Genomic DNA, 25,005 nt, shown 5'->3' on the forward strand with positions numbered 1-25,005 from the left:
GTTGATTCTGACACAAAGCCCGAGGACCCGCAGGCCGCGCGGATACCTTGCCGCAGCAGGGCAAACCATGCAGAAATAATGTGCACTTGTAGTGTTGATCCGGACATCGGCCGGTCGATGCAAGGGTTTCAATCGTGCCGAGCTATTCCATCGTCCCATGGTTGCCACCGCCTCCTCATCCACCCCTTCGCCTGCTTCGCCTGCTGCCTCTGCCGCCAGGGCCAAGCCGGTGCGCATGTTCGGCCGCTTCCAGTTGCTGCGCCTGGTGGGCAAGAGCGACCGCACGATGGGCTGGGCCGCCGTGGATACCCGCAGCCAGCAGGAATGCCTGCTGGTGATCCTGCGCCAGCAGCTCGATGCGGAGGCCGCTTCGGCCTGGCTGCAGGCTGCGCAGCGCGCCGCGCGGCTGCAGCATCCGCAACTGGCAAAGCCGCTGGAAATCGGCGTGCACGACCGCTGGCCGTTTATGGCCTACGACCGTTCCCGCGCCGTGTCCTGGCCCGAGAAGTTTTCGCGCCAGGGTGCGCCTGCGGCCGAACTGGCCGGCTGGGCCGCCCAGATTGCGCAAGGCCTGGCCTTTGCCCACGAGGCCGGCGTTGCCCACCGCGACCTGCAGCCCTGGATGCTGGCCATCGACGAACTGCAGCAGGTCAGCGTGATGGGGCTGGAAGCTGCTGCGCATCCGACCGAAACCCAGCATGACGGCGGGCTGGACGCCTTGCGTGCCGTGCGCGACGCGGCCCAGCAGGACGTGCTGGCGCTGGGCCTGGTGATGCACCATGCGCTGGTCGGCCAGCCGGCGCTGGACGAACCCGACGTGGTCCACGTGATACAGCGCATGCCGCCGCTGGGCCAGGAGATCGTGCGCCTGCCCTGGACCGTGCCGCGGCCGATCCCCGAGCCCTTGCGCGCAATCGTCAACCGCTGCACCGATCGCCAGCCGCGCCTGCGCTACCGCAGCGCCCGCACGCTACAGCGTGCGCTGGAAGGCTGGCTGAAGACGCAGGATGATGATGGCGGCCCGCTGGCGCTGCTGCGCGACCGCCTGCGCACCGTAGGCGTGTTGCCGGCCCAGCCCGGTGGCGCCGAGCGGGTGGCGCATCTGGCCTTGATGGAACGTGGCCGCACCAGCGAGCTGGCAGAGCTGGTGCTGGGCGACATTGCACTCGCCTTTGAACTGCTGCGCCGGGTCAACAGCGCCCAGCTGCGCGGTGGCCAGGTGTCGGATGACGGCCCGGTGCTGATGCTGCGCCGGGCGATTGCGATGCTGGGGCTGGACGGCGTGCGCCAGGCGGCGCTCGGCCTGCGCCGCTGGCCGGGCCCGCTGGACGACGCTGCTGCAGGCCAGCTCGACACCTTGATGCGCCGTGCCCACCGCGCCGCCCGCCTGGCCGTGCGGCTGGTGCCGGCTGGCTACGACGGCGAGGTCGTCTACCTGATCTCGCTGCTGCAGAACCTCGGCCGGATGGTGGTGCAGTACCACTTCCCGGAGGAGGCCGAGCAGATCCGCAAGCTGATGCAGAACGACGACGCGCCGGCGACTGCACCGGACGCACACGGGATGAGCCCCGAGGCGGCCTCGTTTGCAGTGCTGGGGCTGGACCTGGATGAACTGGGCGTGGCGGTGGCCCAGCACTGGGGGCTGGACGACAGCGTGCTGGCGCTGATGCGCCGCGTGCCGCCGAATGCCCCGGTGCGGACGGCGGACAGCGACACCGACAACCTGCGCACCACAGCCAGCTGCGCGGGTGAACTTGTCGATGCGCTGAACCAGCCCGCCACGCGGGTGCAGGCTGCGCTGCGCCAGGTCGTGCAGCGCTATGCGCGTGCGCTGAACCTCAGCGGGCGCGAAATGCAGGACGCCCTGCAACTGGAATTGCAGGGTGGCGACGCGACCGGCCTGCCGCATGGCAGCCCGCTGCCGGCCGTCGGAGAGAGTTCGTCTTCCGGGCTGCGCCGCCAAAACGTTTCTTGAAATTCACGCCCTTGCCGGCGTGCCATCCATGGCAGTACCCACTCCCGCCGCCACGCCGCAGCAACTGGGCCGCTTCACGCTGAAGGCCTTGCTGGGGCAGGGCTCGCAGGCCACCGTCTGGTTGGCCTGGGACCCATTGCTGCAGCGTGAGGTCGCCATCAAGCTGCTGCGCCCGGAAGTCACTGGCGACCAGCGCGACGCCTGGCTGGCCGAAGCGCGGCTGATGAGCGGCCTGTCGCACCCCAACATCGTGGCGGTGCACGAAGCCATGCAGGAAGGTGGCCGGGCCTGGATGGTGCTGGAGCGCGTCGAAGGGCTGACCCTGGCCGACCGCCTGGCGCGCCAGGGCGCGATGGCGCCGCGCGAAGCCGCCGAGATGATGCTGCAGGTGCTGGACGCGCTGGCCTGCGCGCACGGCCACGGCATCATCCACCGCGACCTGAAGCCCGCCAACGTGCTGCTGGCCCGCGATGGCCGCGCCCGTGTGATGGATTTCGGCATCGCGACACGGCTGTCGGCCGCGCCGGACGGCCGCATCGTTGGCTCGGTCGCGACCATTTCGCCCGAAGGCGCCAGCGGCCAGGCCGCCACGCCGGCGATGGACATCTTTGCCGCCGGCATGCTGCTCGGCCATGCGCTGCTGGGCCAGCCCATGCGCACCGGCATGGACGGCCTGACGCCGACTGCGATGCTGCAGCGGGCGGTGGCCGAGCCGGTCAGCTGGCCTGAACCGGCGCCGCAGCCGGTCGATGATCCCTTGCGTGCGCTGGTGCTGCGTGCGGTGGCGGCGCAGCCCGCCATGCGTTTCGAATCGGCCGCGGCCTTTCGCGAGGCGCTGGGCGGCTGGCTGAACCCCGAGGCGCCGCAGCCTGCGGCCAGCCACGCCACGCTGGAATTCCTGCTGCGCCGCATGCGACTGACCGGCGACTTCCCGGCGCTGTCGGATTCGGTGATGCGCATCCAGCGCGTGACCGCATCGGACAGCGAAAGCGTGCATGCGCTCTCGGCAGAGATCCTGAAGGACGTGGCGCTGACCCACAAGCTGCTGCGGCTGGTCAACACGGTGCACTTCAGCCACCTCGGCACTGGTGCCATCACCACCGTCTCGCGTGCCGCGGCGCTGGTCGGTTTCGCCGGCATCCGCAACATGGCGATGTCGGTGATGCTGCTGGAGCACATGCGCAACCGCAGCCACGCCCAGCGCATGAAGGAGATGTTCCTCGAAGCGCTGATGACGGCGATGGTGACCGACCAGCTGACCCCTCCTTCGCCGGAGCGCGAAGAAGCCTTCCTGGCTGGGATGTTCAGCCACCTCGGCCGTTTGCTGGTGGCCTATTACTTCCCGGACGAAGCTGAGCGCGTGCGTCTGCGCCTGGTGCCTCCCAGCGACGGCAGCAAGCCACGCCCGGCCTGGCACAGCCCGGCCGAAGCCCGCGCTGCGCGCGAAGTGCTGGGGCTGGACTTCGATGCGCTGGGCCTGGGTGTGGCCCAGGCCTGGGGCCTGCCAGACAGCTTGTGCCATGCCTTGCGCGTGGCCGAGGGCGACATGCCGCAGCGTGCGCTCGCCGGCACCGAGCGCTTGCGCTGGGCTGTGCGCGCCGCAGGTGAAATGGTGCAAAGCCTGCTGGCGGCCGATGCAGGCGAGGACCAGATCACGATGCGGCGGCTGGCCAGTGGCTACGTGCGTGGCCTGGCCATGTCGCAGGACAGCCTGGTGCAGGCGGTGCAGACGGCGCAGCAGCAACTGGCCGACCTGGCCACGACCATGGGCATCGAACTGCCGGCCAAGGCCCGCGCCCGGCGCCTGCTTGGCCAGGCCTCGGCGTCCGAAGCGACGGCCACCTTGGTGCTGCCCGATCCTGCCAGCGAAGCCCATGCGCAGGACCTGCTGGCGGCCGGCATTGCCGAGGTCACCGAAACCCTGGCGGGCGACGCTGTTGTGCTCAACGAAGTGCTGCGCATGATCCTCGAGACCTTGCTGCGGGCAATGAACTTTCGCCGCGTGGTGCTGGCAACGCGCAGCCCCCGCCAGACCGTGATGACCGCGCGGCTGGCGCTGGGGGAAGGTGCGCCGGAACTGGCGCGCCAGCTCAGCGTGAACCTGCAGCCGACCGGCACGATGGACTTGTTCGCCGCCGCTTGCCTGAAGGGCCTGGACACCCAGATCGCCGATGCCCGTGCGCCTGACCTTCAGGCCCGCCTGCCGGCCTGGTGCCGCGAGGCCGGTGCCAGGAGTTTTCTGCTGATGCCGCTGATGAGCAAAGGCGTGCCGCTGGGCATGATCTACGCGGACCGGGACCGCCCCATCGCGGTGGCGGACCGCGAGCTCAGCCTGCTGCGCACGCTGCGCAACCAGGCGGTGATGGCTTTCAAGACCGCGGGCTAACCCTAGGCCCAGTTAAACTTGAGCGGATGAGCATTTCCGACCCGAAGTCGGCTGGCAGCGCGCGATTGCGCGACCAGCGAGACTACCTGCGCTTGCTGGGCGCCCGTGTGACCGGCGGCGCCGCCAACCAGATGTTGATGGTGGCGCTGGGTTGGCAGATGTATGACCTGACCGGCAGCGCCTGGGAGCTCGGCATGGTCGGTCTTGCCCAGTTCCTGCCGGCACTGCTGTTGACCTTGCCGGCGGGGCACCTCGTTGACCGCCATGACAGGCGCCTGCTGGTGGCTGGCAGCATGAGCCTGCAATGCGTGGTGGCGGCGTGCCTGGCGCTGTCCAGTGTCGGCGGATGGGTCGGGGCCAACCTGATCCTGCTGCTCTCGATGCTGCTGGGCATGGCACGCGCGCTGCAGATGCCAGCCCAGCAAGCCTTGACGCCTACGCTGGTGCCGCCAGCGCTTTTGCCGCGCGCCGTGGCCGCCGCGAGTTCGGCCATGCAGGCCTCCATCATTGCCGGGCCGGCGCTGGGGGGCGCTTTGTATGCGCTCGGCCCCCGTGTCGCCAGCCTGTTCGGCCAGGGCGCAGCGGCGGATGCCGGTGTCGCCGGACAGGCCATGATTGGCGCGCACTGGGGTGCCGCGGTGGTCTACAGCCTGTCGCTGCTGCTGCTGCTTTCGGCGGTGTGGTGCGTGCTGGCGATCCGGCACCGGCCGGTCCAGAGCCTGCGCCCCGCGCCCGATCTGGCGCAGCTGACGGCCGGCATCCGTTTCATCTGGCAGCGGCCAGTGGTGCTGGGTGCCATTTCGCTGGACCTGTTCGCCGTGCTGCTGGGTGGCGCAACCGCCTTGCTGCCGATCTTCGCGCGCGACATCCTGCACACCGGCCCCGAGGGCCTGGGCCTGCTGCGGGCGGCGCCTGCGCTGGGCGCCGTCATCATCGGCGTATGGCTTTCGCGCATGCCCATCACCAGCCGGGCCGGGCATTGGCTGCTGGGCGCGGTGGCGGTCTTTGGTTTTGCGACCATTGCGTTCGCGCTGGCAACCTCGTTCTGGTTCGCCTTTGTGGTGTTGGCCATCAGCGGCGCGGCCGACATGTTCAGCGTGGTGATTCGCCAGTCACTGGTGCAGCTCGAGACGCCTGACGACATGCGCGGCCGGGTCGGCGCGGTGAATTCGGTGTTCATCGGCGCCAGCAACCAGCTCGGCGAGTTCGAATCGGGCGCCACCGCGGCCCTGCTCGGGCCGGTTGGCTCGGTGCTGCTGGGTGGCTTCGGCACGCTGCTCGTCGTGGCGCTGTGGTGGAAGCTGTTCCCGGCGCTCGCACAGCGGGATCGCCTGCAGCCCGAGACGGCACCGGTTTGACGCGGGGTCGGTTTGCGCTGTCAGGCCGCGGCCTGAGAGCGCGCCCAGACCTGCCGCTTCGCGTCAGGCCCCCCGAGGGGGATGAGAAAACTTGGGGCGGCCCTGCGTTTTCTCATGAGCCTTGTGGTTCCGCGTGCCGCGGCGCCGGGTGCAGCTCGCCGTGCACTTGCTTGCGCTGCGCGGTGTAGTCCCACCAGGGCCGGGGCGCGGCGCCCTGCATGAAATCGACAATCGCCATGAAGGTGTCCAGCACGCAAGGGTCCTGGTGCTTGCCGGTCAGTTTCTCCAGTTGGCGGTAAAGCTGCAGCGCGTCGTGCCGGGCCAGTTCGGCCGGATGCAGGATGCCCAGCGCGCGCAAGTCGCCGGCCATCGCCGGGCCCACGTTGGGCAGCTGCTCCAGCCGCTGGCAATCGGCTGCGGAGGCAGCTTTTGGGCTCTTGATCGCGCTCATGGGTTTTGACCTCGTCGGGGGCTCGCCTGCAGGAATACCTCCGGCCAGCGGGGTCAGAACATCATGTTCTGACGCAGCAGGCCCACCGCAATGCCTTCAATCTCGAAGGACTCGCCTGGCCTGACCTGGATGGGTTCGAAGTCCGGGTTCTCGGGCAGCAGCTCGATCAGCCCTGCGCTGCGCTGGAAGCGCTTGACGGTGACTTCATCGTCCAGCCTGGCGACGACGATCTGGCCGTTGCGGGCTTCGCTGGTCTTCTGCACCGCGAGCAGGTCGCCGTCGACGATGCCGGCGTCCCGCATGCTCATGCCCTTGACCTTCAGCAGGTAGTCAGGCCGGCTGGGGAACAGGCTGGCTTCGAGCAGGTAGGTCTGCGAGATGTGCTCCTGCGCCAGGATGGGGTGGCCGGCGGCCACGCGGCCAACCAAAGGCAGCGTGAGCTGCGCCAGGCTGGGCAAGGGCAGCGAAAACTGCTTGCCGCGCGCCTCGTTGAGCGCGCGTAAAGTGCCGCTCTGCAGACGAATGCCACGGGACGTGCCGCCCACCAGTTCGATCACGCCTTTGCGGGCCAGCGCCTGCAGATGTTCTTCGGCCGCATTGGGCGACTTGAAGCCCAGCTCGGTGGCGATTTCGGCCCGCGTGGGTGGGGCGCCAGTGCGTTCGATGGTGGTTTGCACCAGGTCGAGAATCTGCTGCTGCCGGGCGGTGAGCTTGGGACTGTCCATGAGCTTGCAGCCAGCGCGGGCGGGCTGAGGTTGTATCCAGTATCTGTATTTTTATCCAGACTTCCACAAAATGCAAAACGAATCAGTGGCCGTGTCCCATGTGGTGTTGCTGGGAACGGGCGGCACCATCGCCGGCCAGGCCGGCCGGGCCGATGACAACGTCGGCTACACCGCAGGGCAGATCGGCGTGGCGCAACTGCCGGCCGCGGTGCCGGCGCTGTCGCGCTTCTCGCTGCAGGCCGAGCAACTGGTGCAGCTCGACAGCAAGGACATGACGCACGCCGTGTGGCAGCAACTGGCGCTAGCCGTTGAACGACATCTCGCGCGGCCCGATGTGGCCGGCATCGTCATCACCCATGGCACCGACACGCTGGAGGAAACCGCCTGGTTCCTGCAGCGCACGCTGGCGCCGAGCAAGCCGGTGGTACTGACCGCGGCGATGCGGCCGGCGACCGCGCTGCTGGCCGACGGGCCGCAGAACCTGCTGGACGCCGTGACGGTGGCCGCCAGGCCTGGTGTGAGCGGCGTGCTCGCGGTGCTGGCCGGCCGGGTGCATGGGGCGCTGGATGTGCGCAAGTGGCACGGCTACCGCGTCGATGCGTTCAGCTCTGGTGATGCCGGTCCGCTCGCGCTGATCGAAGAAGGCGTGCTGAAGCCCTTGCGGCCCTGGCCGACGGACGAGGCCTTGCCGGCGCGCTGGCAGGCACCGGTGGCCGAGTGGCCGCGGGTGGAGATCCTCGCCAGTCATGCCGGCAGCGACGGTACCTTGGTCGAGGCGCTGCTCGGACTGGGCTGCCGCGGGCTGGTGGTGCAGGGCACGGGCAACGGCACGGTGCACCAGTCGCTGGAGCTTGCTTTGTGCAAGGCAGTCGCACAGGGCGTGGCTGTGCTGCGGGCCAGCCGCTGCCTGGGCGGCGGCGTGGTCGGTGCACCGGCCGACGCATTGCCAAGCGCCGCCGAGCTGACACCGGCCAAGGCGCGGGTGGAGTTGCTGCTGCGCCTGCTGGTGGGCGAGGGCGCAGGCGCTTGATGCGCCCATGAAAAAAAACGATGCGGGTGGCCCCGCATCGGCGCTCAGCTGTCAGCTGTCAAACGATACCGAGCGGCGCGTGATGCGCCGCCTCGGGCTCACTGAGCCGGCTTGAAGACCTGGTTCACGAATGGCGAGCCGCCCAGGTCGTTTTCGTCGAAGGCGAAGACGAAGATCTGGTTCGGGTTGTCCAGGCCGCCTACGTTGGCGAGGAAGTCGTTGTCGTTGGCGATGTAGAGGGTGTGCTTGGTCACGCCGTCGATCACCACGTCGTCGCCGAAGGCCATGCCTTCAAGCTTGGCGGGGATCTGCGTGTCGGCAAAGCCGGCGGCCATCAGCGTGGCGGCGATGTCCAGGAACAGCGTCTTGGTGACGGCAAACGGCTGCAGGTTGGCGGCGCCGCTCAGGTCGCTGATGTCGGTGGCACCGGCCAGGCTGAGCTTCCAGATCTGCTTGATCACCGCCTTGGAGCCATCGCCCAGGCCCTTGCCGTCGCGCTCCAGCACCAGGAATTCGTGGTTGTTCAGCGCCAGCAGTTCGCTGCTGTTGTAGTTCTTGTTGGTGGCGGCCAGGTGGTTGTCGTAGGCGTATTCGTGGGTCGCGCCGGTCTTCACGTCGATGGTGATGATGCGGTTCATGTTGCCGCCGTCACCGCCGTCCTGGATCAGCGGACTTTGCTCGAAGCCGACCAGGGTCTTGCCGTCCGGCGTGATGGCCAGGCCTTCCATGCCCTTGTTGGCCACCCGGCCCGAAGTGTTGCCGCTGATCTCGGCGGCACCTTGTGACGACAGGTTGGCCGCCGTGAACTTGGCCGGCAGCGTGAACATGCCCACGCGCTTGCCGGTCGTGCGGTTGAAGGTGTAGACGTAAGGGCCGTACTCGTCGGTGATGTAGACGAGGTTGGTGCTCTTGGAAACGCGAATGCCTTCCGGGTCAAGGCGAGCGTTCAACGCATCGGTCGAATTGCTGCCGGCAGCGAAGTTGTCCGAGCGGCCGGTGAAGTAGTGCTTCTGGCGGGTGTTCGCGGTGGGCACGGCCGGGCCGTAGTTCAGCGCGTCGGTCGAGAACAGTGGCGTGGTCTTCTGCAGCGTGATGCTCAGATCGAACGGCAGGCTGCCGCTGGTGGCGGGGCTCAGGCTCAGGTCCAGCGTGTGGAAGCGGGGGATGAAGGTGGTCGTGTCGTCCACGGCCGGATTCCACGCATTGGCGTTCGGGCCGCGGTCCGGCATGGCCAGGAAGGTGCTGCCGCCAGCCCAGGCCAGGCCTGAACCGATGCCGCCCAGCAGGTTGGCACTGACGCCGCTTTCCAGCGTGTTGGTGAAGCCGCTCAGGTCGGCGCTGGTGGCGGGCAGGCTGCCCTTGGCGATCAGCGTGACGGCGGCCTGGGCCGGCGACACGGCGGCCAGCGTGGTGAAGGTGGCGGCGGCCAGCGCGAGGGTCGAGATCGTGGCGTTTTTCATGACTGCTGAAGTTCCTCGTAAGAGGCCGGCAGTCTGTGGCGCCCGCGTGACGTCATCGTGACAACGCCGACCGAAGCGAGGCCTCGGTCGGCGCTGGATCGGGACCGCCCGGCGAGCCGGGCGCTTCGGCTTCAGACCACCGTGAGGCTGACGTCGATGTTGCCGCGGGTGGCGTTCGAGTACGGGCAGACCTGGTGCGCGGCGGCGACCAGCGCTTCGGCGGCGGCCTTGTCCATGCCCGGGATGCTGATGGACATCGCGACCTGGATGCTGAAGCCGGTCGGGATCGGGCCGATGCCGACCTTGGAAGTGATGGACACCTCGGCCGGCAGCGAGATCTTCTGCTTGCCGGCAACCGCCTTCATCGCGCCGATGAAGCAGGCCGAGTAGCCGGCAGCGAACAACTGCTCGGGGTTGGTGCCGGCGCCGCTGTCGCCGCCCAGTTCCTTGGGCGTGCTGAGGCTGAGCGACAGGCGGCCGTCGTCCGAAGCGGCGGTGCCGGTGCGGCCACCGGTGGCAGTGGCGGTGGCGGTGTAGAGGACTTTTTCGAGGGCCATGTTGATCTCCTGTTGAACGTTTGAGGGAGGAAGGGAAAGGTTCAGGCCTGGGCCTGTAGAAGTTGCTCCCGCAGCACCCTCAGGCGCTGGGTGAGCTGGGAAATCTCGTGCAGTTCGCACTGGATGGCGCACGCAACAGTGGGTGGGATGCGCAGTGCCTGCTCGCGAAGCTGGTGGCCGGCACGGGTGGGCTGCACGCGCACGCGGCGCTCATCCCCGGCGTCCCGCTGGCGGGTAATCAGGCCGGCGGCTTCCAGGCGCTTGAGCAGCGGTGTGAGCGTGCCGGAATCAAGGTTCAGCCGTTCACCCAACGCCGAGACGGTCAGCGCGTTGCCTTCCGGCTTCTGCTCCCACAGCACCAGCATCACGAGGTATTGCGGATAGGTCAGCCCCATCGGCTCGAGCAGCGGCTTGTAGAGCTTGGTCATCGCCAGCGAGGTCGAATACAGCGCGAAGCACAACTGGTGATCCAGCGCCAGCCAGTCGGCAGACGCGGTGTTCGCGGCGGCGGAGGTGGGGCCGTGTTCGGTGTCCATGAGTATTAATGTAGCTCGCAATTAAATTGCACACAACTTAAATGGTCTTTGCCTGACCACGTCGGCCGCAGCGCGGCTGTGCAGAGAGCGGCTCCGTAGAATGGGGGATGCCTTTTGTTCACCTGCGCAGCCACACCGAGTTCTCTGTTGTCGACGGCACCTTGCGGATCGATGACGCCGCCGCCGCTGCCAAGGCAGACCAGCAGATCGCGCTGGGCATCAGCGACCTTGCCAACATGTTCGGCACGGTGAAGTTCTACAAGGCTTGCCGTGGCAAAGGGGTGAAGCCCCTGATCGGCGCAGATGCTTGGGTCGAGCCGCTGGACAGCAGCGGCGACAAGCTGCCCAGCCGGCTGCTGTTGATCGTGCAGAACAAGCAGGGCTACCTGAACCTGAGTGAATTGCTGGCGCGCGCCTGGACAAGCAACGTGCAGCGCGCGCAGGCCTGGTTGACCTGGGACTGGCTGCGTGAGCTGGGCGAGGGTTTGATCGTGCTGTCGGGCGCCGAGTTCGGCGCCGTCGGCCAGGCCTTGCTGGCGGGTGATGCGGCCCGCGCCAGCGCTGCGGCGCAGGAGATCTCTGCCTTGTTCCCGCGCCGCTTCTACCTGGAACTGCAGCGTGGCGGGCTGCCGCACCACGAGGCGCTGGTGCGCGCCACGGTGCCGCTGGCGGCCGAGCTGGGCCTGCCGGTGGTCGCCACGCATCCGGTGCAGTTCCTGGAGCCGGCCGACTTCGAGGCGCACGAGGCGCGGGTGTGCGTGGCCGAAGGTGAAACCCTGGCCAACCCGCGCCGCGTCAAGCGCTTCTCGCGCGAGCAGTACTTCAAGTCGCAGGCCGAGATGGAAGCACTGTTTGCCGACATCCCGTCGGCGATTGCCAACACGATCAAGATCGCCGAGCGCTGCAGCCTGACGCTGGTGCTGGGCAAGCCTCAGCTGCCGAACTTCCCGACGCCGCTGCTCGAAGACGGCACGCACATGCCGATCGAGCAGTTCTTCCGCGAGGAAAGCTACGCCGGCCTGGAGCAGCGGCTGGCCATGCTGTACCCGGACCTGGCCAAGCGCGACGCCGAGCGCCCGCGCTACCTGGAACGCCTGGAGTTCGAGCTGAACACCATCCTGAAAATGGGCTTCCCGGGCTACTTCCTGATCGTGTCGGACTTCATCAAGTGGGCCAAGGCCAACGGCTGCCCGGTCGGCCCGGGCCGGGGTTCGGGCGCCGGCTCGCTGGTCGCCTACGCGCTGCTGATCACCGACCTGGACCCGCTGCTCTACAACCTGCTGTTCGAGCGCTTCCTGAACCCGGAACGGGTCTCGATGCCCGACTTCGACATTGACTTCTGCCAGGGCAACCGCGACCGCGTCATCGATTACGTCAAGGACAAGTACGGCCGCCAGGCGGTGAGCCAGATCGCCACCTTCGGCACCATGGCGGCCAAGGCCGCGCTGCGCGACATCGGCCGGGTGCTGGGCATGGGCTTCGGCCATGTGGACAGCATCGCCAAGCTCATTCCCGCGCCGCCCGGCAAGACGGTGACGCTGGCCAAGGTGCCGGAGAAGCCGGACGACAAGCTGATCTACGCCCGGCTCGAAGCGCCTGAGCTGGAAGTGCGCGAGAAGAACGAGGAGGAAGTGGCCGAGCTGCTGAGCCTTGCCGCCCGTGTCGAAGGCATGGTGCGCAACATCGGCATGCACGCCGGCGGCGTGCTGATCGCGCCCGGCAAGATCACCGACTTCTGCCCGCTCTACCAGCAGCCCGGCAGCGACTCGGCCGTCAGCCAGTACGACAAGGACGACGTCGAAGCCATTGGCCTGGTGAAGTTCGACTTTTTGGGCCTGGCCACGCTGACCATCCTGGAGCAGGCCAAGGACTTCATCGTCGCGCGTTACCCGGAACGCAAGGACTTCAGCTACGAGACGCTGCCGCTGGACGACAAGGCCGTCTACAAGCTCTTTTCCGATGGCCTGACCGAGGCGGTGTTCCAGTTTGAATCGCGCGGCATGCAGGGCATGTTGCGGGACGCCAAACCCAGCCGGCTGGAAGACCTGATTGCGCTGAATGCGCTGTATCGCCCGGGCCCGATGGACCTGATCCCCAGCTTCGTTGCGCGCAAGCACGGCCGCGAGCCTGTGGAGTATCCGCATCCGCTGGTGGAGTGGGTGCTGTCCGAGACCTACGGGATCATGGTCTACCAGGAGCAGGTGATGCAGACCGCCCAGGTGCTGGGCGGCTACAGCCTGGGTGGCGCGGACATGCTGCGCCGCGCGATGGGCAAGAAGAAGGCCGAGGAGATGGCCGAGCACCGCGAGATCTTCCGCAAGGGGGCTGCGGGCAACAACATCCCGCAGGACAAGGCCGACGAGATCTTCGACCTGATGGAGAAGTTCGCGGGCTACGGCTTCAACAAGTCTCACGCCGCCGCGTACTCGCTGCTGGCCTACCACACCGGCTGGCTCAAGGTGCACTACACGGCCGAGTTCTTCTCGGCCAACATGACGATCGAACTCGGCGACACCGACAAGCTCAAGGTGCTGCTGGCCGATGCGCAGAAGAACTTCGGCATCAGCTTCGAGCCGCCGAACGTCAACAACGGCGTCTACCGTTTCGAGCCGATGCCGGGCGCCGCCGGCCGCAAGCGCATCCGCTACGGCCTGGGCGCGATCAAGGGCACGGGGCAGGGCGCGATCGAGGCCATCGTCGCGGCGCGCGAGGCCGATGGTCCGTTCACCAGCCTGTTCAACTTCTGCAGCCGGGTCGACAAATCCCGTTGCAACAAGCGCGTGGTGGAGGCCCTGATCAAGGCCGGTGCCTTTGACGAGTTGCACCCCGACCGTGCCTGCTCGCTTGCCAGCATCGGCCTGGCCTTCGACTGGGCGGAGACACAGGCGGCCAATGCAAACCAGGGTGGCCTGTTCGATTTCGACGATGGCAGCTCGCACGGCTCGCACACCCAGGAGCCGCCGCTGGTGGCTGCCGAACCCTGGAGCGTGCGCGAGAAGCTGACGTTGGAGAAAGCGGCGATCGGCTTCTACCTCTCGGGTCACCTGTTTGACGAGGACGAGACGGAGGTGCGCCAGTTCTGCCGCCGCCGCATTGCCGACCTGATCGACGCCAAGGAGCCGCAGCTGCTGGCGGGCATCGTCAGTGACCTGCGGGTCATCAACGGCGCGCGCGGCCGGGTCGGCATCTTCAAGCTGGACGACAACAGCGAGCCCATAGAGGCGGTGGCCAACGAGGAAATGCTGGACCGCTACCGCGATCAGCTGCGCGACGACGAATTGATCGTCGTGCAGGGCAAGGTGCAGAACGACCGTTTCTCTGGCGGGCTGCGGCTCAACGTGGCCCAGGTCTGGGGCCTGGCCGGCGCAAGGGCGCGGTTTGGCCGGCACCTGAGCGTGGCGCTGGGCGAAGGCAAGTCACCGGCGATGGCCGAGGTGGTGCGCAGCCACCCCGCCAAACGCGAGCAGAGCGAGGAGGGCGACCTGGTGCATGGCCTGCCGGTCCGCGTGAAGCTCACGCTGCCGGGCGCCGACGCCGAACTGGAGCTGGGCGAGCAGGGCCGCTTCTGGCCTACCAACGAGGCACTGGCACAGTGGCGCGTGGTGACGGGTGGCCAGGCGCGCATCGTCTACGAATGAAGCCGGCGTAAGAATTGGTGTCTTTGGGCCTTGTCTGACAACGTGGGCGCCGGGTGCTGCGTTGGTCAGGCATGTTCAACACCGATGCCCCGACGCTCCGCCCCCAAGCGGCCCGTCGCCTCCCCATGAAAACAGCTTTTCCTGTGGCCGCGGCCCTGCTGGCATGTGGCCTGGCGGCATCCGCACCCTCGGCCCAAGCCTCGGTGGGCGTGTCCCTGTCGGTCGGCCAGCCCGGCTTCTACGGCCAGATCAACATCGGCGACTACGGGCGTCCGCAGGTCTATGCCGCAGCGCCGGTCTGGGTGAGCCCGGCGCCGCGCTGGGTTGCCCCGCCGCCGCCGATGTACCTCTACGTGCCGACGGTGCACCGAGCCAACTGGCGCTATTACTGCGGCCGCTACAACGCCTGCGGCCGGCCGGTCTACTTCGTGCGCGAGGACTGGTACCGCAGCCGAGTAGTGCCGGTGCACTACGAGCGCCGTGCATATCCGTACGAGTACCGCGACCGCTATCACGACAACTATCACGGTCACTACGACCATGGCTACGGCGGCGCACCGCGCCCGCCTTACGGTGGCCCGCCCCCTGGCGGCCCGTCCGGCCCGCCCACGATGCGCGGTGGCAACAACCCGTATTGATCCTTGGACCTGACCGCGAAAGCCCGGATTTGACGGGCTGTGGGGGGATTGTTCACGGCGCAGCGCCGCGCACCGCGGCCTAGACTGCGGCGATGTCCTCCCCTCCTGTCACCGGCCTGGTCCTGACGGGTGGCGGCGCGCGCGCCGCCTACCAGGTCGGTGTGTTGCGTGCCGTCTGCCAGATCCGCCGCGAAGCCGGTTGCTCGCGCAGCGAGAACCCGTTCCCTGTCATCACCGGCACCTCGGCCGGTGGCATCAATGCCGCGGCCCTGGCGGCGGGGGCGGACGAATTCGAGCTGGCCGTGGCCAGGCTGGCGTACATCTGGTCGCGCTTCAAGGCCGAGCAGGTCTACCGCACCGATTCGCTGGGCGTGATCCGCACTGGTGCAGGCTGGTTGACGATGATGTCCATCGGCTGGGCCATCAAGCGCTGGCGCAAGCTGCGCCCGCGCTCGCTGCTGGACAATTCGCCGCTGAACGAATTGCTGGACAATCTGGTGCCGGTGTCCCGGGTGCGGGAGTTGATAGAGCGCGGCCATGTGCGCGCGCTGGCCATCGCGGCGTCCAGCTACAGCACGGGCCACCACGTGACCTTTTACGATGCCGCCGAGCCGGTGCCGGGCTGGGTGCGCTCCCAGCGCCTGGCGGTGCACGGACCGATCACGGCCAGGCATCTGCTCGCGTCATCGGCGATCCCGTTCGTGTTCCCGGCGCAGTCGGTGAGTGTCGACGACGGGCCGCAGTGGATGGGCGACGGCAGCATGCGGCAGACCGCACCGATCTCGCCTGCGGTGCACCTGGGTGCCGACCGGGTGCTGGTGATCGGAGCCGGCCGCATGCATGAGCCGCCTGCCACCGAGCCGGTGGCCAGGGGCGAATATCCCAACATGGCGCAGATCGCCGGCCATGCGATGTCCAGCATCTTCCTGGATGCCTTGTCGGTCGACATCGAGCGATTGCAGCGCATCAACCACACGCTGGGCCTGCTGCCGCCGGAAGCGAAGCGCCACACGCATCTTCGCCCGATCGACATCCTGGTGATCTCGCCCAGCCAGCGGCTGGACGACATTGCCGCACGCCACATCAACACCTTGCCGCTGCCGATCCGCGCCTTGCTGGGTGGCGTTGGCGTCAGTGGCATGGGCCGCACGGCACGCGGCTCGGCACTCGCCAGCTACCTGCTGTTCGAGAGCGATTTCACGCGCGAGCTGATGGCGCTGGGCGAGGCGGACACGCTGGCTCGCCGCGACGAGGTCAAGGGCTTCCTCGGCTGCTAACGAGATGCCGCTGGCTTGACCGCCGCTGGGTAGGTTTGGCCCCGCACCGTCAGCCCCGAGGCCGACAACTTGCCGGCTCGCACCGGGCCGATGCCGGCCATGCGTTGCTGCAAGTCCAGCCAGTCCTTGAACGGCGCCTTTGCGCGCTCGGCCAGCAGCCGGCCCGACAGGTCCGGTCCGATGCCGATGACCATCTCCAGCTCGGCCTGGTTCGCGGTATTGACCTCGGTGCTGGCCGCGAAAGAGGGTGCCGCTGCAAACAGCGAAATCAGCAGCGCGAAGGCGAGCGTGGCACGAACAGGTTTGCGCGCGGTCATGGTTCCTCGCTTTCCACAGGGCTGCGGGGCCGGAATTTCTCGTCAAAATCAGCCAATGATGACCGACTCCGCCGACGCCGCATTGAAAGTCTATGTCGGCTGCGCGCCGCCTCAGCATGTGGCCGCGCAGGTGCTGGCGCACAGCATCCTGCGTCACGCCAGTTTGCCAGTCGAGATCCTGCGGCTGGACGATTGCCTGGCAGGCCAGCCCGTGCCCGCGTCCGGCCACACCCTGTTTTCGCTGCAGCGATTCTTCATCCCGCAGCTCAGTGGCCACCACGGCCTGGCGGTTTACCTGGACTCGGACATGCTCGTGTTCCACGATCTGTGCGAGCTGCTTGAGTTGCGCGCCGTGGGTTCGGCCGTGAGCTCGGCCGAAGCGCCGCCTGAGAGCGGCCGGCGCCGGCAGTTCAGCGTGATGGTGATCGACTGCGCATTGGCGCGATGGGACCCGGTGGAGATCCACCGCCTCGCGCAGCAGCGCTACCGCGAGGTGATGACCGAGCTCGAGTTCGAGCCGTCCAAGACCGTCTGCCTGCCTTACACCTGGAACTCTTTGGAGCGTTTCGAGCCTGGCAAGACCCGGCTGCTGCACTTCACCGCGATGAACCTGCAGCCCTGGCTGTCGTCGAGAAACCCGCTGGCGCCGGTGTGGATGGACGCGCTGTTCCTTGCGTTGCAGGACCACTTCGTCAGTGCCGATGCGGTGCGCGATGGCATTCGCCAGGGCTGGTTCCGGCCTGGCCTGCTGTGGCAGGTGGAGCATGGTGAACGCGACCCGCGCCAGTTGCCGCTGCGCCTCCGGCTCGCAGAGGCGGTTTACCGGCCGCCCCACAGGCCCGCGCTGCTGACAGCGGCCAGGCAGCGCCTCACACGGGCCCTGAAGCGGGCCTGATCCGCCGCGCGGCGTGCGTCACTTCGACGCGAGCCGGGTGAGCACTTGCTGCCATTGGTCGACCACCTGCGGCAGTTGCCAGCGTGACTGGATCAAGTCCACACCGCGGGCCACCTGGGACTGGCGCCACGCGGGTTCGCGCAGCAGGCGCTCAAAGCCCGCACCCCAGTCGTCCAGGCAGCAGCAGTCGGCAAATTCGCGGTAGCTCGGGATGCTGTCCGCCACCACGGCCAGGCCGTGCAACAGCGCGGTGGCCACGCGGTTGTTCGTCTTGCACAAGGTGAACGGGTTGGGCGTGATGGGGATCACTGCCACGTCGTGCATGGCAAGCGCCCTGGACACAGTGTGAGGCTGCCAGGGCAGGTAGTGCACCGGCACGCGCCAGCCCTGGGTGAGCGTGTTGAACTTGGGGCGGTGGTTGCTGATGACCGTGAGGCTCAGCGGCAGCGCGGCATGCAGCCGCTCCAGCACTGGCCTGAGCTTGGCCAGGTCCGCCATGCCGCCGCTGGCGTATGGCACCCCGTGCTGGCCGAACCAGACCAGCTTGCCGCCCGGCTGCCCGGCGAGCCAATGCTGCAGGCGCAGCAACTCCCATCCGTCCAGCGGATGCCGCCAGCGGGCGAGCGGCGCGGGCTTGTGGGGCGGCTCGGCCGCATCGCCGATCACGGCCATCTGTTGGCGGATGCGTGCCTCGGCCTGAACCACTTCGGCCAGCGCGTCGCTGGAGACGATGACCTGGTCCACCGCCGCCAGCGCAGCCAGCAACTGCTCGCGGCGAGCCTGCCAGCGCGGCGCGTCAGGTTCCGCATGCAGGTGGTTGTCGCACAGGTCCAGCACCAGCCGCGTGCCGTGTGTATCGCTCAGTGCGAGCGCATGGGCCAGGCTGGCGCTGTCGTAGCGTTTAGAGAGGACCAGCACCGAGGGGGGCGGCCGATTCGAGCCGGGTTGGTAGAGGACAGCCGAGGCACCGCGCTGCTGCAGCTGCTCGATGATCTGCGCGCAGCGCAGGCGAAATCCTGCGTTGCCGGGCTTGGTGGTGTGTGGCCACCAGGCCCAAGTGCTGGGCACGCCAGGCCGTGGCGCCTGAGCGATGCCCTGGTCGCTCATTCGTGCCAGTGCGCCGCAATCCAGCCGGCCGGCTTGGCGTGGCGCCAGTTGCCGTTGCTGCGGCCCACCAGCGCGTCCGGCGGGTTCATCACGCCGTGGAACACGACGATGCGGGCGCCGGCCGGCACTTGCGGTGCACGCAGGTAGTTCAGCGGGAACTTCGGGATGCTGTGGTACTTGAAGCTGCAGCACCACTCGGCCGGCCAGTAGGCCAGCTTGCCCTGGCGGTGCATGACCTCGGACAGGAAAGCCTGCTCGTTGCGCAACCGGGCGCGGATGTCGGCCTGGTCGCGCAGGAACTCGGCCAGCACGTCGGCATGCGCACCGAGCCGGAAGCGGTAGACCGAGGAGTTGCCTGTGATGCGCCAGGGGCGCTTCCAGTCGTGGATGATCAGGAACTCGCCCGGCTGCTCGAAGAAGGGTGTGATGTCGGCCACGATCACCACGTCCAGGTCCAGGAACAGCGCGGTGCCTGTGAGGCCGTGCAGGTCCGCCTCGAAAGTGGTCAGCTTGGTCCAGCCGCGCTCGGGAATGCCAGGCGGCAGTTCCAGCTTCGGGATGGGCAGGCATTCGACTTCGCTGCGCACGCCGCGGCCGTCGTCGGTCAGGCAGACGAAGCGGAAGTCGCCGCGCAGGTGGCGGCGCACCATCGCATAGAGCCGGTTGACGTACTCAGGGCCGTACTTGCTGCCCCACTTCATGCAGAGCACGACCCGCGGGTCGTCGCGCGCAGCGCCGGTCCTCATCAAAGCTCTTCCACGTGGTGTGGCGGGAAGCTGTCCCAGCCCAGGCAGCCAGGGCATTGCCAGAAGTAGCGCTGGGCCTCGAAGCCGCAGGCGGCGCAGCGGTAGCGCTGCAGCGGCTTGGCAGCCTTGTCCACGGCCGCCCGCAGGGCCTCGGTCTCTTCGGCGCTCCAGTGGCCGTCAGCGCGGGCCAGCAAGGCCTGTGCGGCGCTCAGCGTCGGCTTGACCTGCAGCTGGTGCAGCAGGCGCGGCGACTGCGCGACGGTGCTGCCGTCCAGCGTGGCCACGGCCCGCAGCAAGGCCAGGTCCGGGTTCTGCTCGTAGGCTTCGGTCAACACGACGCGGGCCGCGTCGGTCTTGCCCGCTGCCAGCGCGGCTTGTGCGTAGTCGGCGGCCACCAGGTGGAAGCTGGCAGGGTCGCGCAGCCGCATCTCGCCCCACAGCTCCAGCGCCGCGGCCGGGCGGCCGGCGCGCACTTCGCGCTGTCCGGCCAGCATCAGCGGCCGGGCGGCCTGCGGCGCTGCGGCACGGGCGTGCTGCAGCGCGGAGGCAGCTTCTTCACCCTGGCCGCGCGCGTCGGCCTCCTGCGCCAGCTCGCACCAGTGGTGCGCGATGCGGGTGCCGAAGGAACCGATGCCGCTGCGCTCCAGCGCGGCGGCGGTGTCGGCCGCGGCGCGCCAGTCGCGCGAGCGCTCATAGAGGTTCAGCAGCGCCAGGCGGGCTTCTGTGTCGAAGGGCGTGCCTTCCAGGGCTTTGTAGCACTGCTCGGCACGGTCGAACAGGCCGGCCTTCATGAAGTCCTGTGCCAGCGCGTGCTGGGCGCGGTCGCGCTCGGTGGCACCCAGGTCGGAGCGGCCCAGCAGGTGCTGGTGCACCCGCACCGCGCGCTCGAACTCGCCGCGGCGGCGGAACAGGTTGCCCAGCGCGAAGTGCAGCTCGGTGGTGTCGGGGTCGTTCTGGACGGCTTCGATGAAGGCGTCGATGGCCTTGTCCTGTTGCTCGTTGAGCAGCAGGTTCAGGCCCTTGAAGTAGGCCTTGGGTGATTCACGGTGCTCGCGCCGCACCTGGCGCAGGTCCAGCCGGGAGCCCAGCCAGCCGAGAGCAAACGCCACGGGCAGGCCCACCAGGAGCCACTGCAGGTCAAAGTCCATCGGCTAGTTGTTCAAACCACGTCGGGCAAGGGCGGCGTCGCCGGGGTCTCTGAGGGAGACGAAGAGGAGGTGGTGCCAGGCTGCTGAGCCGTACCGGTGGCCAGCTGCTGGCGTACACGGCGACGCTGGCGCCACCAGCTGGGTGCCATGGCCAGCACGCCAAAGGCCGTGCCGCCGGCAAAGGCGCACAGCACGATGATGACCATGGGCGCGGTCCACGCATGGCCGAAGAACCAGTTCACCGCAGCGGGTTGCTGGTTGTTCAGCGCAAAGGCGAACAGCGAGAAGAAGATGAAGGCCCGGAAGAGCCAGACGAAGATGTGCATCGGTGCTCCGCGATGGGGCCGATTCTACGGGGCGCGCCGCAATGAAAAAGGGCCCCGAAGGGCCCTTGTGCAACGGACGCCGAAGTGGCGTTCAAGCGGCTTGACTGCCGGCGCTGGCGCTTGCCACGTCTTCCTCGACAGGCAACTGGGCATCCACGCCTTCGCGCAGTGCCTTGCCAGGCTTGAAGTGTGGCACCAGCTTCTCGGGAATCGTCACCTTCTCGCCGGAGCGGGGGTTGCGCCCCACCCGCGGCGGGCGGCGATTGATCGAGAAGCTGCCGAAGCCCCGGATCTCGATGCGGTGGCCGCGCGCCAGGGCGTCGGACATCGCATCGAGCATGGTCTTGACCGCGAACTCGGTGTCTCGCTGCGTCAGTTGCGCGAATCGCTCCGCCAGCTTGGCAACAAGGTCGGATCGGGTCATTGGAGCCCCTCAGCCTGCGGGTACGCCGGCTGGTCCCCCGAGGGGACGCGGGCCGGCTTGGGAGCGGCCCGGCGCTCGGCCCGCTGCTCGAACGAATCGTGGAAGCGGGCCACGGCAGTCAGGATCAGTTGCCCGAGCTGTTGTCCAGCTTGGCGCGCAGCAGGGCGCCCAGGCTGGTGGTGCCGGCGTTTTCGCGCTCGTTGGATTGCGACAGACGCTGCATGGCTTCCTGCTGGTCGACCTGGTCCTTGGCCTTGATCGACAGCTGGATGTTGCGGGTCTTGCGGTCCACGTTGACGATCATCACCGAGACCTGGTCGCCTTCCTTCAGCACGTTGCGTGCGTCTTCGACGCGGTCACGGCTGATTTCGGAAGCGCGCAGGTAGCCCATGACGTCGTCGGCCAGCTGAACTTCAGCGCCGCGCGGGTCCACGGTCTTGACCACGCCGTCGACCACCTGGCCACGGTCATTGACCGAAGTGAAGGTCGCGAAGGGGTCGCCGTCCAGCTGCTTGATGCCCAGCGAGATGCGCTCGCGCTCGACGTCGATGCCCAGCACCAGGGCTTCGACTTCCTGGCCCTTCTTGTAGTTGCGCACAGCCGTTTCGCCGGTTTCGTGCCACGACAGGTCGGACAGGTGCACCAGGCCGTCGATGCCAGCCGCCAGGCCGACGAAGACGCCGAAGTCGGTGATCGACTTGATGGGGCCCTTGACCTTGTCGCCGCGCTTAACCGAGGAAGAGAACTCTTCCCACGGGTTGGCCTTGCACTGCTTCATGCCCAGCGAGATGCGACGCTTGTCTTCGTCGATCTCCAGGACCATGACTTCGACTTCTTCGCCCAGGGTCACGACCTTGGACGGGGCGACGTTCTTGTTGGTCCAGTCCATTTCGGAGACGTGCACCAGGCCTTCGATGCCCGGTTCGATCTCGACGAACGCGCCGTAGTCGGCGATGTTGGTGACCTTGCCGAACAGGCGGGTGCCCGTCGGGTAGCGGCGGGCCACGCCCATCCACGGGTCATCGCCCAGCTGCTTGATGCCCAGCGAGACGCGGTTCTTCTCGGCGTCGAACTTCAGGACCTTGGCGGTCAGTTCCTGACCCACCGTCACCACTTCGCTCGGGTGACGGACACGGCGCCAGGCCATGTCGGTGATGTGCAGCAGGCCATCGATGCCGCCCAGGTCCACGAAGGCACCGTATTCGGTGATGTTCTTGACCACGCCGTTGACGATGGCGCCTTCGTGCAGGGTTTCCAGCAGCTTGGCGCGTTCTTCGCCCATCGAAGCTTCGACCACAGCGCGGCGCGACAACACGACGTTGTTGCGCTTGCGGTCCAGCTTGATGACCTTGAACTCCATGGTCTTGCCTTCGAACGGAGACATGTCCTTGACAGGGCGCGTATCGAGCAGCGAACCGGGCAGGAAGGCGCGGATGCCGTTGACCAGGACGGTCAGGCCGCCCTTGACCTTGCCGGAGACGGTGCCGGTGACGAAGTCGCCGGACTCCAGCGCGGTTTCCAGGCTCAGCCAGGAAGCCAGGCGCTTGGCCTTGTCGCGCGACAGGATGGTGTCGCCGTAGCCGTTTTCGACGGCGTCGATGGCCACCGAGACGAAGTCGCCGACCTGGACTTCAACTTCGCCCTGGTCGTTCTTGAATTCGTCGATGGGCACGTACGCTTCGGACTTCAGGCCGGCGTTGACCACCACGTGGCTGTGTTCGATGCGAACGACTTCAGCCGAGATGACTTCGCCGACGCGCATGTCTGCGCTCTTCAGCGATTCTTCAAACAGGGCTGCGAAAGAGCCTTCGTCGAAGGAGACTTCTTGAGTCTTGGGCATTGGAATTTCCTGTACCGGCTGCGAACGCGGCCGGTTTGGCGGTTTGCTAGGCCGCGGGGTTGAGTTGATGAGTTCACCGTCCCCGGGGTGGCGCGGGCGCGCCAGCAGGCAGGGGCGGTGGGCCCGGCCGTCGCTGAGTCAGCGGTTCAGAACGGCCTGCGGGCCTGCCACCAGCCCAACACCTGTTCGACCGATGCATCGATCGACAAGGCGGAGTTGTCCAGCAAGACCGCATCTTCGGCCGGTTTGCAGGGTGCAACGCTGCGCAACATGTCGCGCTCGTCACGGGCCCGCAAGTCGGCCAATAGACCGTCGAGTGTAGCAGCTACGCCTTTTCCCAGCAATTGCTTGAGCCGGCGGCTGGCGCGTTGCTCGACGCTGGCCGTCAGGAAAACCTTCAGCTCGGCGCTGGGAAAAACCACGGTGCCCATATCGCGCCCATCGGCCACCAGCCCGGGCAGGCGGCGGAAGCTCAGCTGCAGCTGGAACAAGGCCTGGCGCACGGCGGGGTGGACCGAGACCCGCGAGGCCATGCCGCCGGTGGATTCCAGGCGCAGCGGGTCTGTGATGTCGCGCCCGCCCAGCAGCACGCGGTGACCGTCGAAACGCAGGTCCAGTTGGGCTGCCATCATTGCCAGCGAGGCTTCATCTTCCAGCGAGATGCCGGCGTCCTGCGCGGCCAGCGCGGTCGCGCGGTACAGCGCACCGGAGTCCAGCAGGTGGTAGCCCAGCTTGGCGGCGAGCTCGCTGGCCAGCGTGCCCTTGCCGGAGGCGGTCGGCCCGTCAACCGTCAGCACCGGCACGCTGCCGGCCAGTGGCTGCACCAGGTCGAACAAGGCCTCGAAGTAGTCCGGGAAGGTCTTGGCGACGCAGCGCGGGTCTTCGATGCGCACAGGCACCGGTTGTCCAGCGCCTGCGAGCGGATTCAGCGCGGCCAGCGACAGGCACATCGCCATGCGATGGTCGTCGTAGGTGTGAATGCTGGCGGCGCGCCAGGCACCGGCCGGCAGCGGTTGCACCTCGATGAAGTCCGCGCCTTCCTCGACCGTGGCGCCCAGCTTGCGCAGCTCGGTGGCCATGGCCGCGATGCGGTCGGTTTCCTTCACGCGCCAGCTGGCGATGTCGGTCAGCCGGGTCGGGCCGTCGGCATACAGCGCCATCACCGCCAGCGTCATCGCCGCGTCGGGGATGTGGTTGCAGTTCAGCGTGATGCCTTTCAGCGGCCAGGCGCCACGCTTGACTTCCAGCCAGCCATCGCCGCCCTTGACCTGCGCGCCCATGGCTTGCGCGGCGTCGATGAAGCGGATGTCGCCCTGGATCGAGTCCAGGCCCACGCCTTCGATGCGCACCGGCTTGTCTGTCGCGGCGATGGCGCCCAGTGCGACGAAATACGAGGCTGACGAAGCATCGCCTTCGACGTGGATGCGGCCGGGCGTGCGGTAGGCCGAGCCCTGCGGCAGCACGAAACGCCGGTAGCCATCGCGCTGCACGTCAATGCCAAAGCGCGCCAGCAGGCGCAGCGTGATGTCGATGTAGGGCTTGCTGATCAGCTCGCCGTCGACTTCGATGGTGACGGGGCCGTCGGTCGTGACCAGTGGCAGCGCGAGCAGCAGCGCGGTCAGGAATTGGCTGGAGACATCGCCGCGCACGCGGATCGGTGCGCCGGTCTGCAGCATGTGCGTGGCGCCATCGCCCACGCGCAGCGGCGGGAAGCCGGGTTGAGCCAGGTCGGCGACCGGGCAGCCGAGCTGGCGCAGTGCGTCGACCAGGTCGCCGATGGGCCGCTCGTGCATGCGTGGCACGCCCGAGAGTTCAAAGGCACCGCCTTGCGTGGCGGCCAGCACCGCCAGCGCGGCGGTCAGCGGGCGCATCGCAGTGCCGGCGTTGCCGAGGAACAGCTTGGCTTCGCGGGTGCGCAGTTGGCCGCCGATTCCGGTGACCAGCAGCGAGGCGCGGTTGCGCTGCAGCCTGCAACCCAGCGCTTCCAGCGCGGCCAGCATCACGCGGGTGTCGTCGGAATCCAGCAGGTCGCGCACGTCGGTCGTGCCTTCGGCCAGGCCGGCCAGCAGCAGCACGCGGTTGGAAATGCTCTTGGAGCCGGGCAGGCGCACCGTGCCGGCGGCATTCACCAGTGGCGGCAGGTCGAGGAAAGCGGTCGAGTACATGCGGGA

Annotated in this window: 21 protein-coding genes; 8 read left to right on the plus strand and 13 right to left on the minus strand. The window is 67.9% G+C overall.

The window, feature by feature from the left end:
• Positions 1-157 precede the first annotated feature (157 nt).
• The 3 genes from LRH25_RS13465 to LRH25_RS13475 are packed head-to-tail and all read left to right on the plus strand — an operon-like array spanning position 158 to position 5,719.
• A complete protein-coding gene (locus LRH25_RS13465) occupies positions 158-1,975 on the plus strand; it encodes a serine/threonine protein kinase (RefSeq protein WP_231011360.1) in 1,818 nt (605 codons plus the stop codon).
• A 28-nt stretch (positions 1,976-2,003) separates the two neighbouring features.
• On the plus strand, positions 2,004-4,361 hold the full coding sequence (locus tag LRH25_RS13470; protein ID WP_231011361.1) for a protein kinase domain-containing protein: 2,358 nt from the start codon (positions 2,004-2,006) through the stop codon (positions 4,359-4,361).
• Positions 4,362-4,387: 26 nt separating this feature from the next.
• A complete protein-coding gene (locus LRH25_RS13475) occupies positions 4,388-5,719 on the plus strand; it encodes an MFS transporter (protein ID WP_211361314.1) in 1,332 nt (443 codons plus the stop codon).
• A gap of 112 nt (positions 5,720-5,831) precedes the next feature.
• On the opposite strand, the gene LRH25_RS13480 is transcribed toward LRH25_RS13475, so the two are convergent.
• Together LRH25_RS13480 and lexA are read right to left on the minus strand one after the other, a co-directional pair.
• Positions 5,832-6,170 (minus strand): helix-hairpin-helix domain-containing protein, encoded by a 339-nt coding sequence (locus tag LRH25_RS13480; RefSeq protein ID WP_141286035.1) that lies wholly within the window; start codon positions 6,168-6,170, stop codon positions 5,832-5,834.
• A gap of 53 nt (positions 6,171-6,223) precedes the next feature.
• Complete coding sequence (gene lexA / locus LRH25_RS13485; protein ID WP_141286037.1) at positions 6,224-6,895, minus strand: transcriptional repressor LexA; 672 nt, start codon at positions 6,893-6,895, stop codon at positions 6,224-6,226.
• 70 nt (positions 6,896-6,965) lie between these two features.
• Between lexA and LRH25_RS13490 the strand changes: the two genes are divergently transcribed.
• A complete protein-coding gene (locus tag LRH25_RS13490) occupies positions 6,966-7,925 on the plus strand; it encodes an asparaginase (RefSeq protein WP_141286039.1) in 960 nt (319 codons plus the stop codon).
• A gap of 98 nt (positions 7,926-8,023) precedes the next feature.
• Here LRH25_RS13490 and LRH25_RS13495 read toward each other — a convergent pair whose 3' ends face one another.
• From LRH25_RS13495 to LRH25_RS13505, 3 genes are all read right to left on the minus strand, one after another.
• Positions 8,024-9,385 carry an esterase-like activity of phytase family protein gene (locus LRH25_RS13495; protein WP_141286041.1) on the minus strand — a complete coding sequence of 454 codons (1,362 nt, stop codon included), beginning with the start codon at positions 9,383-9,385 and terminating at the stop codon, positions 8,024-8,026.
• Positions 9,386-9,516: 131 nt separating this feature from the next.
• Positions 9,517-9,942, minus strand: coding sequence for an organic hydroperoxide resistance protein (locus LRH25_RS13500; RefSeq protein ID WP_141286043.1), 426 nt, complete (start codon positions 9,940-9,942; stop codon positions 9,517-9,519).
• A gap of 41 nt (positions 9,943-9,983) precedes the next feature.
• Positions 9,984-10,478 carry a MarR family winged helix-turn-helix transcriptional regulator gene (locus tag LRH25_RS13505; protein WP_141286045.1) on the minus strand — a complete coding sequence of 165 codons (495 nt, stop codon included), beginning with the start codon at positions 10,476-10,478 and terminating at the stop codon, positions 9,984-9,986.
• Positions 10,479-10,585: 107 nt separating this feature from the next.
• Between LRH25_RS13505 and dnaE the strand changes: the two genes are divergently transcribed.
• From dnaE to LRH25_RS13520, 3 genes are all read left to right on the plus strand, one after another.
• Positions 10,586-14,116: a DNA polymerase III subunit alpha gene (dnaE, locus tag LRH25_RS13510; protein ID WP_141286047.1), complete on the plus strand. Its 3,531-nt coding sequence runs from the start codon at positions 10,586-10,588 to the stop codon at positions 14,114-14,116.
• A 125-nt stretch (positions 14,117-14,241) separates the two neighbouring features.
• Complete coding sequence (locus tag LRH25_RS13515; RefSeq protein ID WP_141286049.1) at positions 14,242-14,754, plus strand: hypothetical protein; 513 nt, start codon at positions 14,242-14,244, stop codon at positions 14,752-14,754.
• A 92-nt stretch (positions 14,755-14,846) separates the two neighbouring features.
• Positions 14,847-16,031 carry a patatin-like phospholipase family protein gene (locus tag LRH25_RS13520; protein WP_141286051.1) on the plus strand — a complete coding sequence of 395 codons (1,185 nt, stop codon included), beginning with the start codon at positions 14,847-14,849 and terminating at the stop codon, positions 16,029-16,031.
• Here the strand turns inward: LRH25_RS13520 and LRH25_RS13525 are convergent.
• Complete coding sequence (locus tag LRH25_RS13525) at positions 16,028-16,348, minus strand: ComEA family DNA-binding protein (RefSeq protein ID WP_141286053.1); 321 nt, start codon at positions 16,346-16,348, stop codon at positions 16,028-16,030. The two genes, LRH25_RS13520 and LRH25_RS13525, sit on opposite strands and share 4 nt — an antisense overlap.
• Positions 16,349-16,406: 58 nt before the next feature.
• On the opposite strand from LRH25_RS13525, the gene LRH25_RS13530 reads away from it, so the two are divergent.
• Entirely contained in the window at positions 16,407-17,243 is an 837-nt protein-coding gene (locus LRH25_RS13530) for a glycosyl transferase (protein ID WP_141286055.1), read from the plus strand.
• 18 nt (positions 17,244-17,261) lie between these two features.
• Here the strand turns inward: LRH25_RS13530 and LRH25_RS13535 are convergent, their stop codons facing one another.
• The 7 genes from LRH25_RS13535 to LRH25_RS13565 form a co-directional block, all read right to left on the minus strand.
• The gene (locus LRH25_RS13535; protein WP_170200765.1) at positions 17,262-18,350 is read right to left on the minus strand and encodes a glycosyltransferase; all 1,089 of its coding nucleotides are present in this window, start codon (positions 18,348-18,350) and stop codon (positions 17,262-17,264) included.
• Complete coding sequence (locus LRH25_RS13540; RefSeq protein ID WP_141286059.1) at positions 18,347-19,096, minus strand: glycosyltransferase; 750 nt, start codon at positions 19,094-19,096, stop codon at positions 18,347-18,349. Before LRH25_RS13540 ends, LRH25_RS13535 begins: the two co-directional genes overlap by 4 nt.
• Entirely contained in the window at positions 19,096-20,244 is a 1,149-nt protein-coding gene (gene lapB / locus LRH25_RS13545; protein ID WP_231011362.1) for a lipopolysaccharide assembly protein LapB, read from the minus strand. Before lapB ends, LRH25_RS13540 begins: the two co-directional genes overlap by 1 nt.
• Before the next feature lie 11 nt (positions 20,245-20,255).
• On the minus strand, positions 20,256-20,570 hold the full coding sequence (locus LRH25_RS13550) for a LapA family protein (protein ID WP_141285400.1): 315 nt from the start codon (positions 20,568-20,570) through the stop codon (positions 20,256-20,258).
• Positions 20,571-20,661: 91 nt separating this feature from the next.
• Positions 20,662-20,994, minus strand: coding sequence for an integration host factor subunit beta (locus tag LRH25_RS13555; RefSeq protein WP_141285402.1), 333 nt, complete (start codon positions 20,992-20,994; stop codon positions 20,662-20,664).
• A 124-nt stretch (positions 20,995-21,118) separates the two neighbouring features.
• Positions 21,119-22,834 carry a 30S ribosomal protein S1 gene (gene rpsA, locus LRH25_RS13560; RefSeq protein WP_141285404.1) on the minus strand — a complete coding sequence of 572 codons (1,716 nt, stop codon included), beginning with the start codon at positions 22,832-22,834 and terminating at the stop codon, positions 21,119-21,121.
• A 146-nt stretch (positions 22,835-22,980) separates the two neighbouring features.
• A complete protein-coding gene (locus LRH25_RS13565; RefSeq protein WP_141285406.1) occupies positions 22,981-24,999 on the minus strand; it encodes a bifunctional 3-phosphoshikimate 1-carboxyvinyltransferase/cytidylate kinase in 2,019 nt (672 codons plus the stop codon).
• Positions 25,000-25,005: the final 6 nt, after the last annotated feature.

It is taken from the genome of Ideonella azotifigens, assembly GCF_021043325.1.
Lineage (GTDB): Bacteria > Pseudomonadota > Gammaproteobacteria > Burkholderiales > Burkholderiaceae_C > Ideonella > Ideonella azotifigens.

Coding starts and splice junctions, on each gene's coding strand:
- LRH25_RS13520 (WP_141286051.1), top strand. CDS start 14,847: ATGTCCTCCCCTCCTGTCACCGGCCTGGTCCTGACGGGTGGCGGCGCG.
- LRH25_RS13540 (WP_141286059.1), bottom strand. CDS start 19,096: ATGAGGACCGGCGCTGCGCGCGACGACCCGCGGGTCGTGCTCTGCATG.
- rpsA (WP_141285404.1), bottom strand. CDS start 22,834: ATGCCCAAGACTCAAGAAGTCTCCTTCGACGAAGGCTCTTTCGCAGCC.
- LRH25_RS13535 (WP_170200765.1), bottom strand. CDS start 18,350: ATGAGCGACCAGGGCATCGCTCAGGCGCCACGGCCTGGCGTGCCCAGC.
- LRH25_RS13555 (WP_141285402.1), bottom strand. CDS start 20,994: ATGACCCGATCCGACCTTGTTGCCAAGCTGGCGGAGCGATTCGCGCAA.
- lexA (WP_141286037.1), bottom strand. CDS start 6,895: ATGGACAGTCCCAAGCTCACCGCCCGGCAGCAGCAGATTCTCGACCTG.
- LRH25_RS13490 (WP_141286039.1), top strand. CDS start 6,966: ATGCAAAACGAATCAGTGGCCGTGTCCCATGTGGTGTTGCTGGGAACG.
- LRH25_RS13505 (WP_141286045.1), bottom strand. CDS start 10,478: ATGGACACCGAACACGGCCCCACCTCCGCCGCCGCGAACACCGCGTCT.
- LRH25_RS13475 (WP_211361314.1), top strand. CDS start 4,388: ATGAGCATTTCCGACCCGAAGTCGGCTGGCAGCGCGCGATTGCGCGAC.
- lapB (WP_231011362.1), bottom strand. CDS start 20,244: ATGGACTTTGACCTGCAGTGGCTCCTGGTGGGCCTGCCCGTGGCGTTT.
- LRH25_RS13525 (WP_141286053.1), bottom strand. CDS start 16,348: ATGACCGCGCGCAAACCTGTTCGTGCCACGCTCGCCTTCGCGCTGCTG.
- LRH25_RS13515 (WP_141286049.1), top strand. CDS start 14,242: ATGAAAACAGCTTTTCCTGTGGCCGCGGCCCTGCTGGCATGTGGCCTG.
- LRH25_RS13495 (WP_141286041.1), bottom strand. CDS start 9,385: ATGAAAAACGCCACGATCTCGACCCTCGCGCTGGCCGCCGCCACCTTC.
- LRH25_RS13530 (WP_141286055.1), top strand. CDS start 16,407: ATGACCGACTCCGCCGACGCCGCATTGAAAGTCTATGTCGGCTGCGCG.
- LRH25_RS13470 (WP_231011361.1), top strand. CDS start 2,004: ATGGCAGTACCCACTCCCGCCGCCACGCCGCAGCAACTGGGCCGCTTC.
- dnaE (WP_141286047.1), top strand. CDS start 10,586: ATGCCTTTTGTTCACCTGCGCAGCCACACCGAGTTCTCTGTTGTCGAC.
- LRH25_RS13550 (WP_141285400.1), bottom strand. CDS start 20,570: ATGCACATCTTCGTCTGGCTCTTCCGGGCCTTCATCTTCTTCTCGCTG.
- LRH25_RS13500 (WP_141286043.1), bottom strand. CDS start 9,942: ATGGCCCTCGAAAAAGTCCTCTACACCGCCACCGCCACTGCCACCGGT.
- LRH25_RS13565 (WP_141285406.1), bottom strand. CDS start 24,999: ATGTACTCGACCGCTTTCCTCGACCTGCCGCCACTGGTGAATGCCGCC.
- LRH25_RS13480 (WP_141286035.1), bottom strand. CDS start 6,170: ATGAGCGCGATCAAGAGCCCAAAAGCTGCCTCCGCAGCCGATTGCCAG.
- LRH25_RS13465 (WP_231011360.1), top strand. CDS start 158: ATGGTTGCCACCGCCTCCTCATCCACCCCTTCGCCTGCTTCGCCTGCT.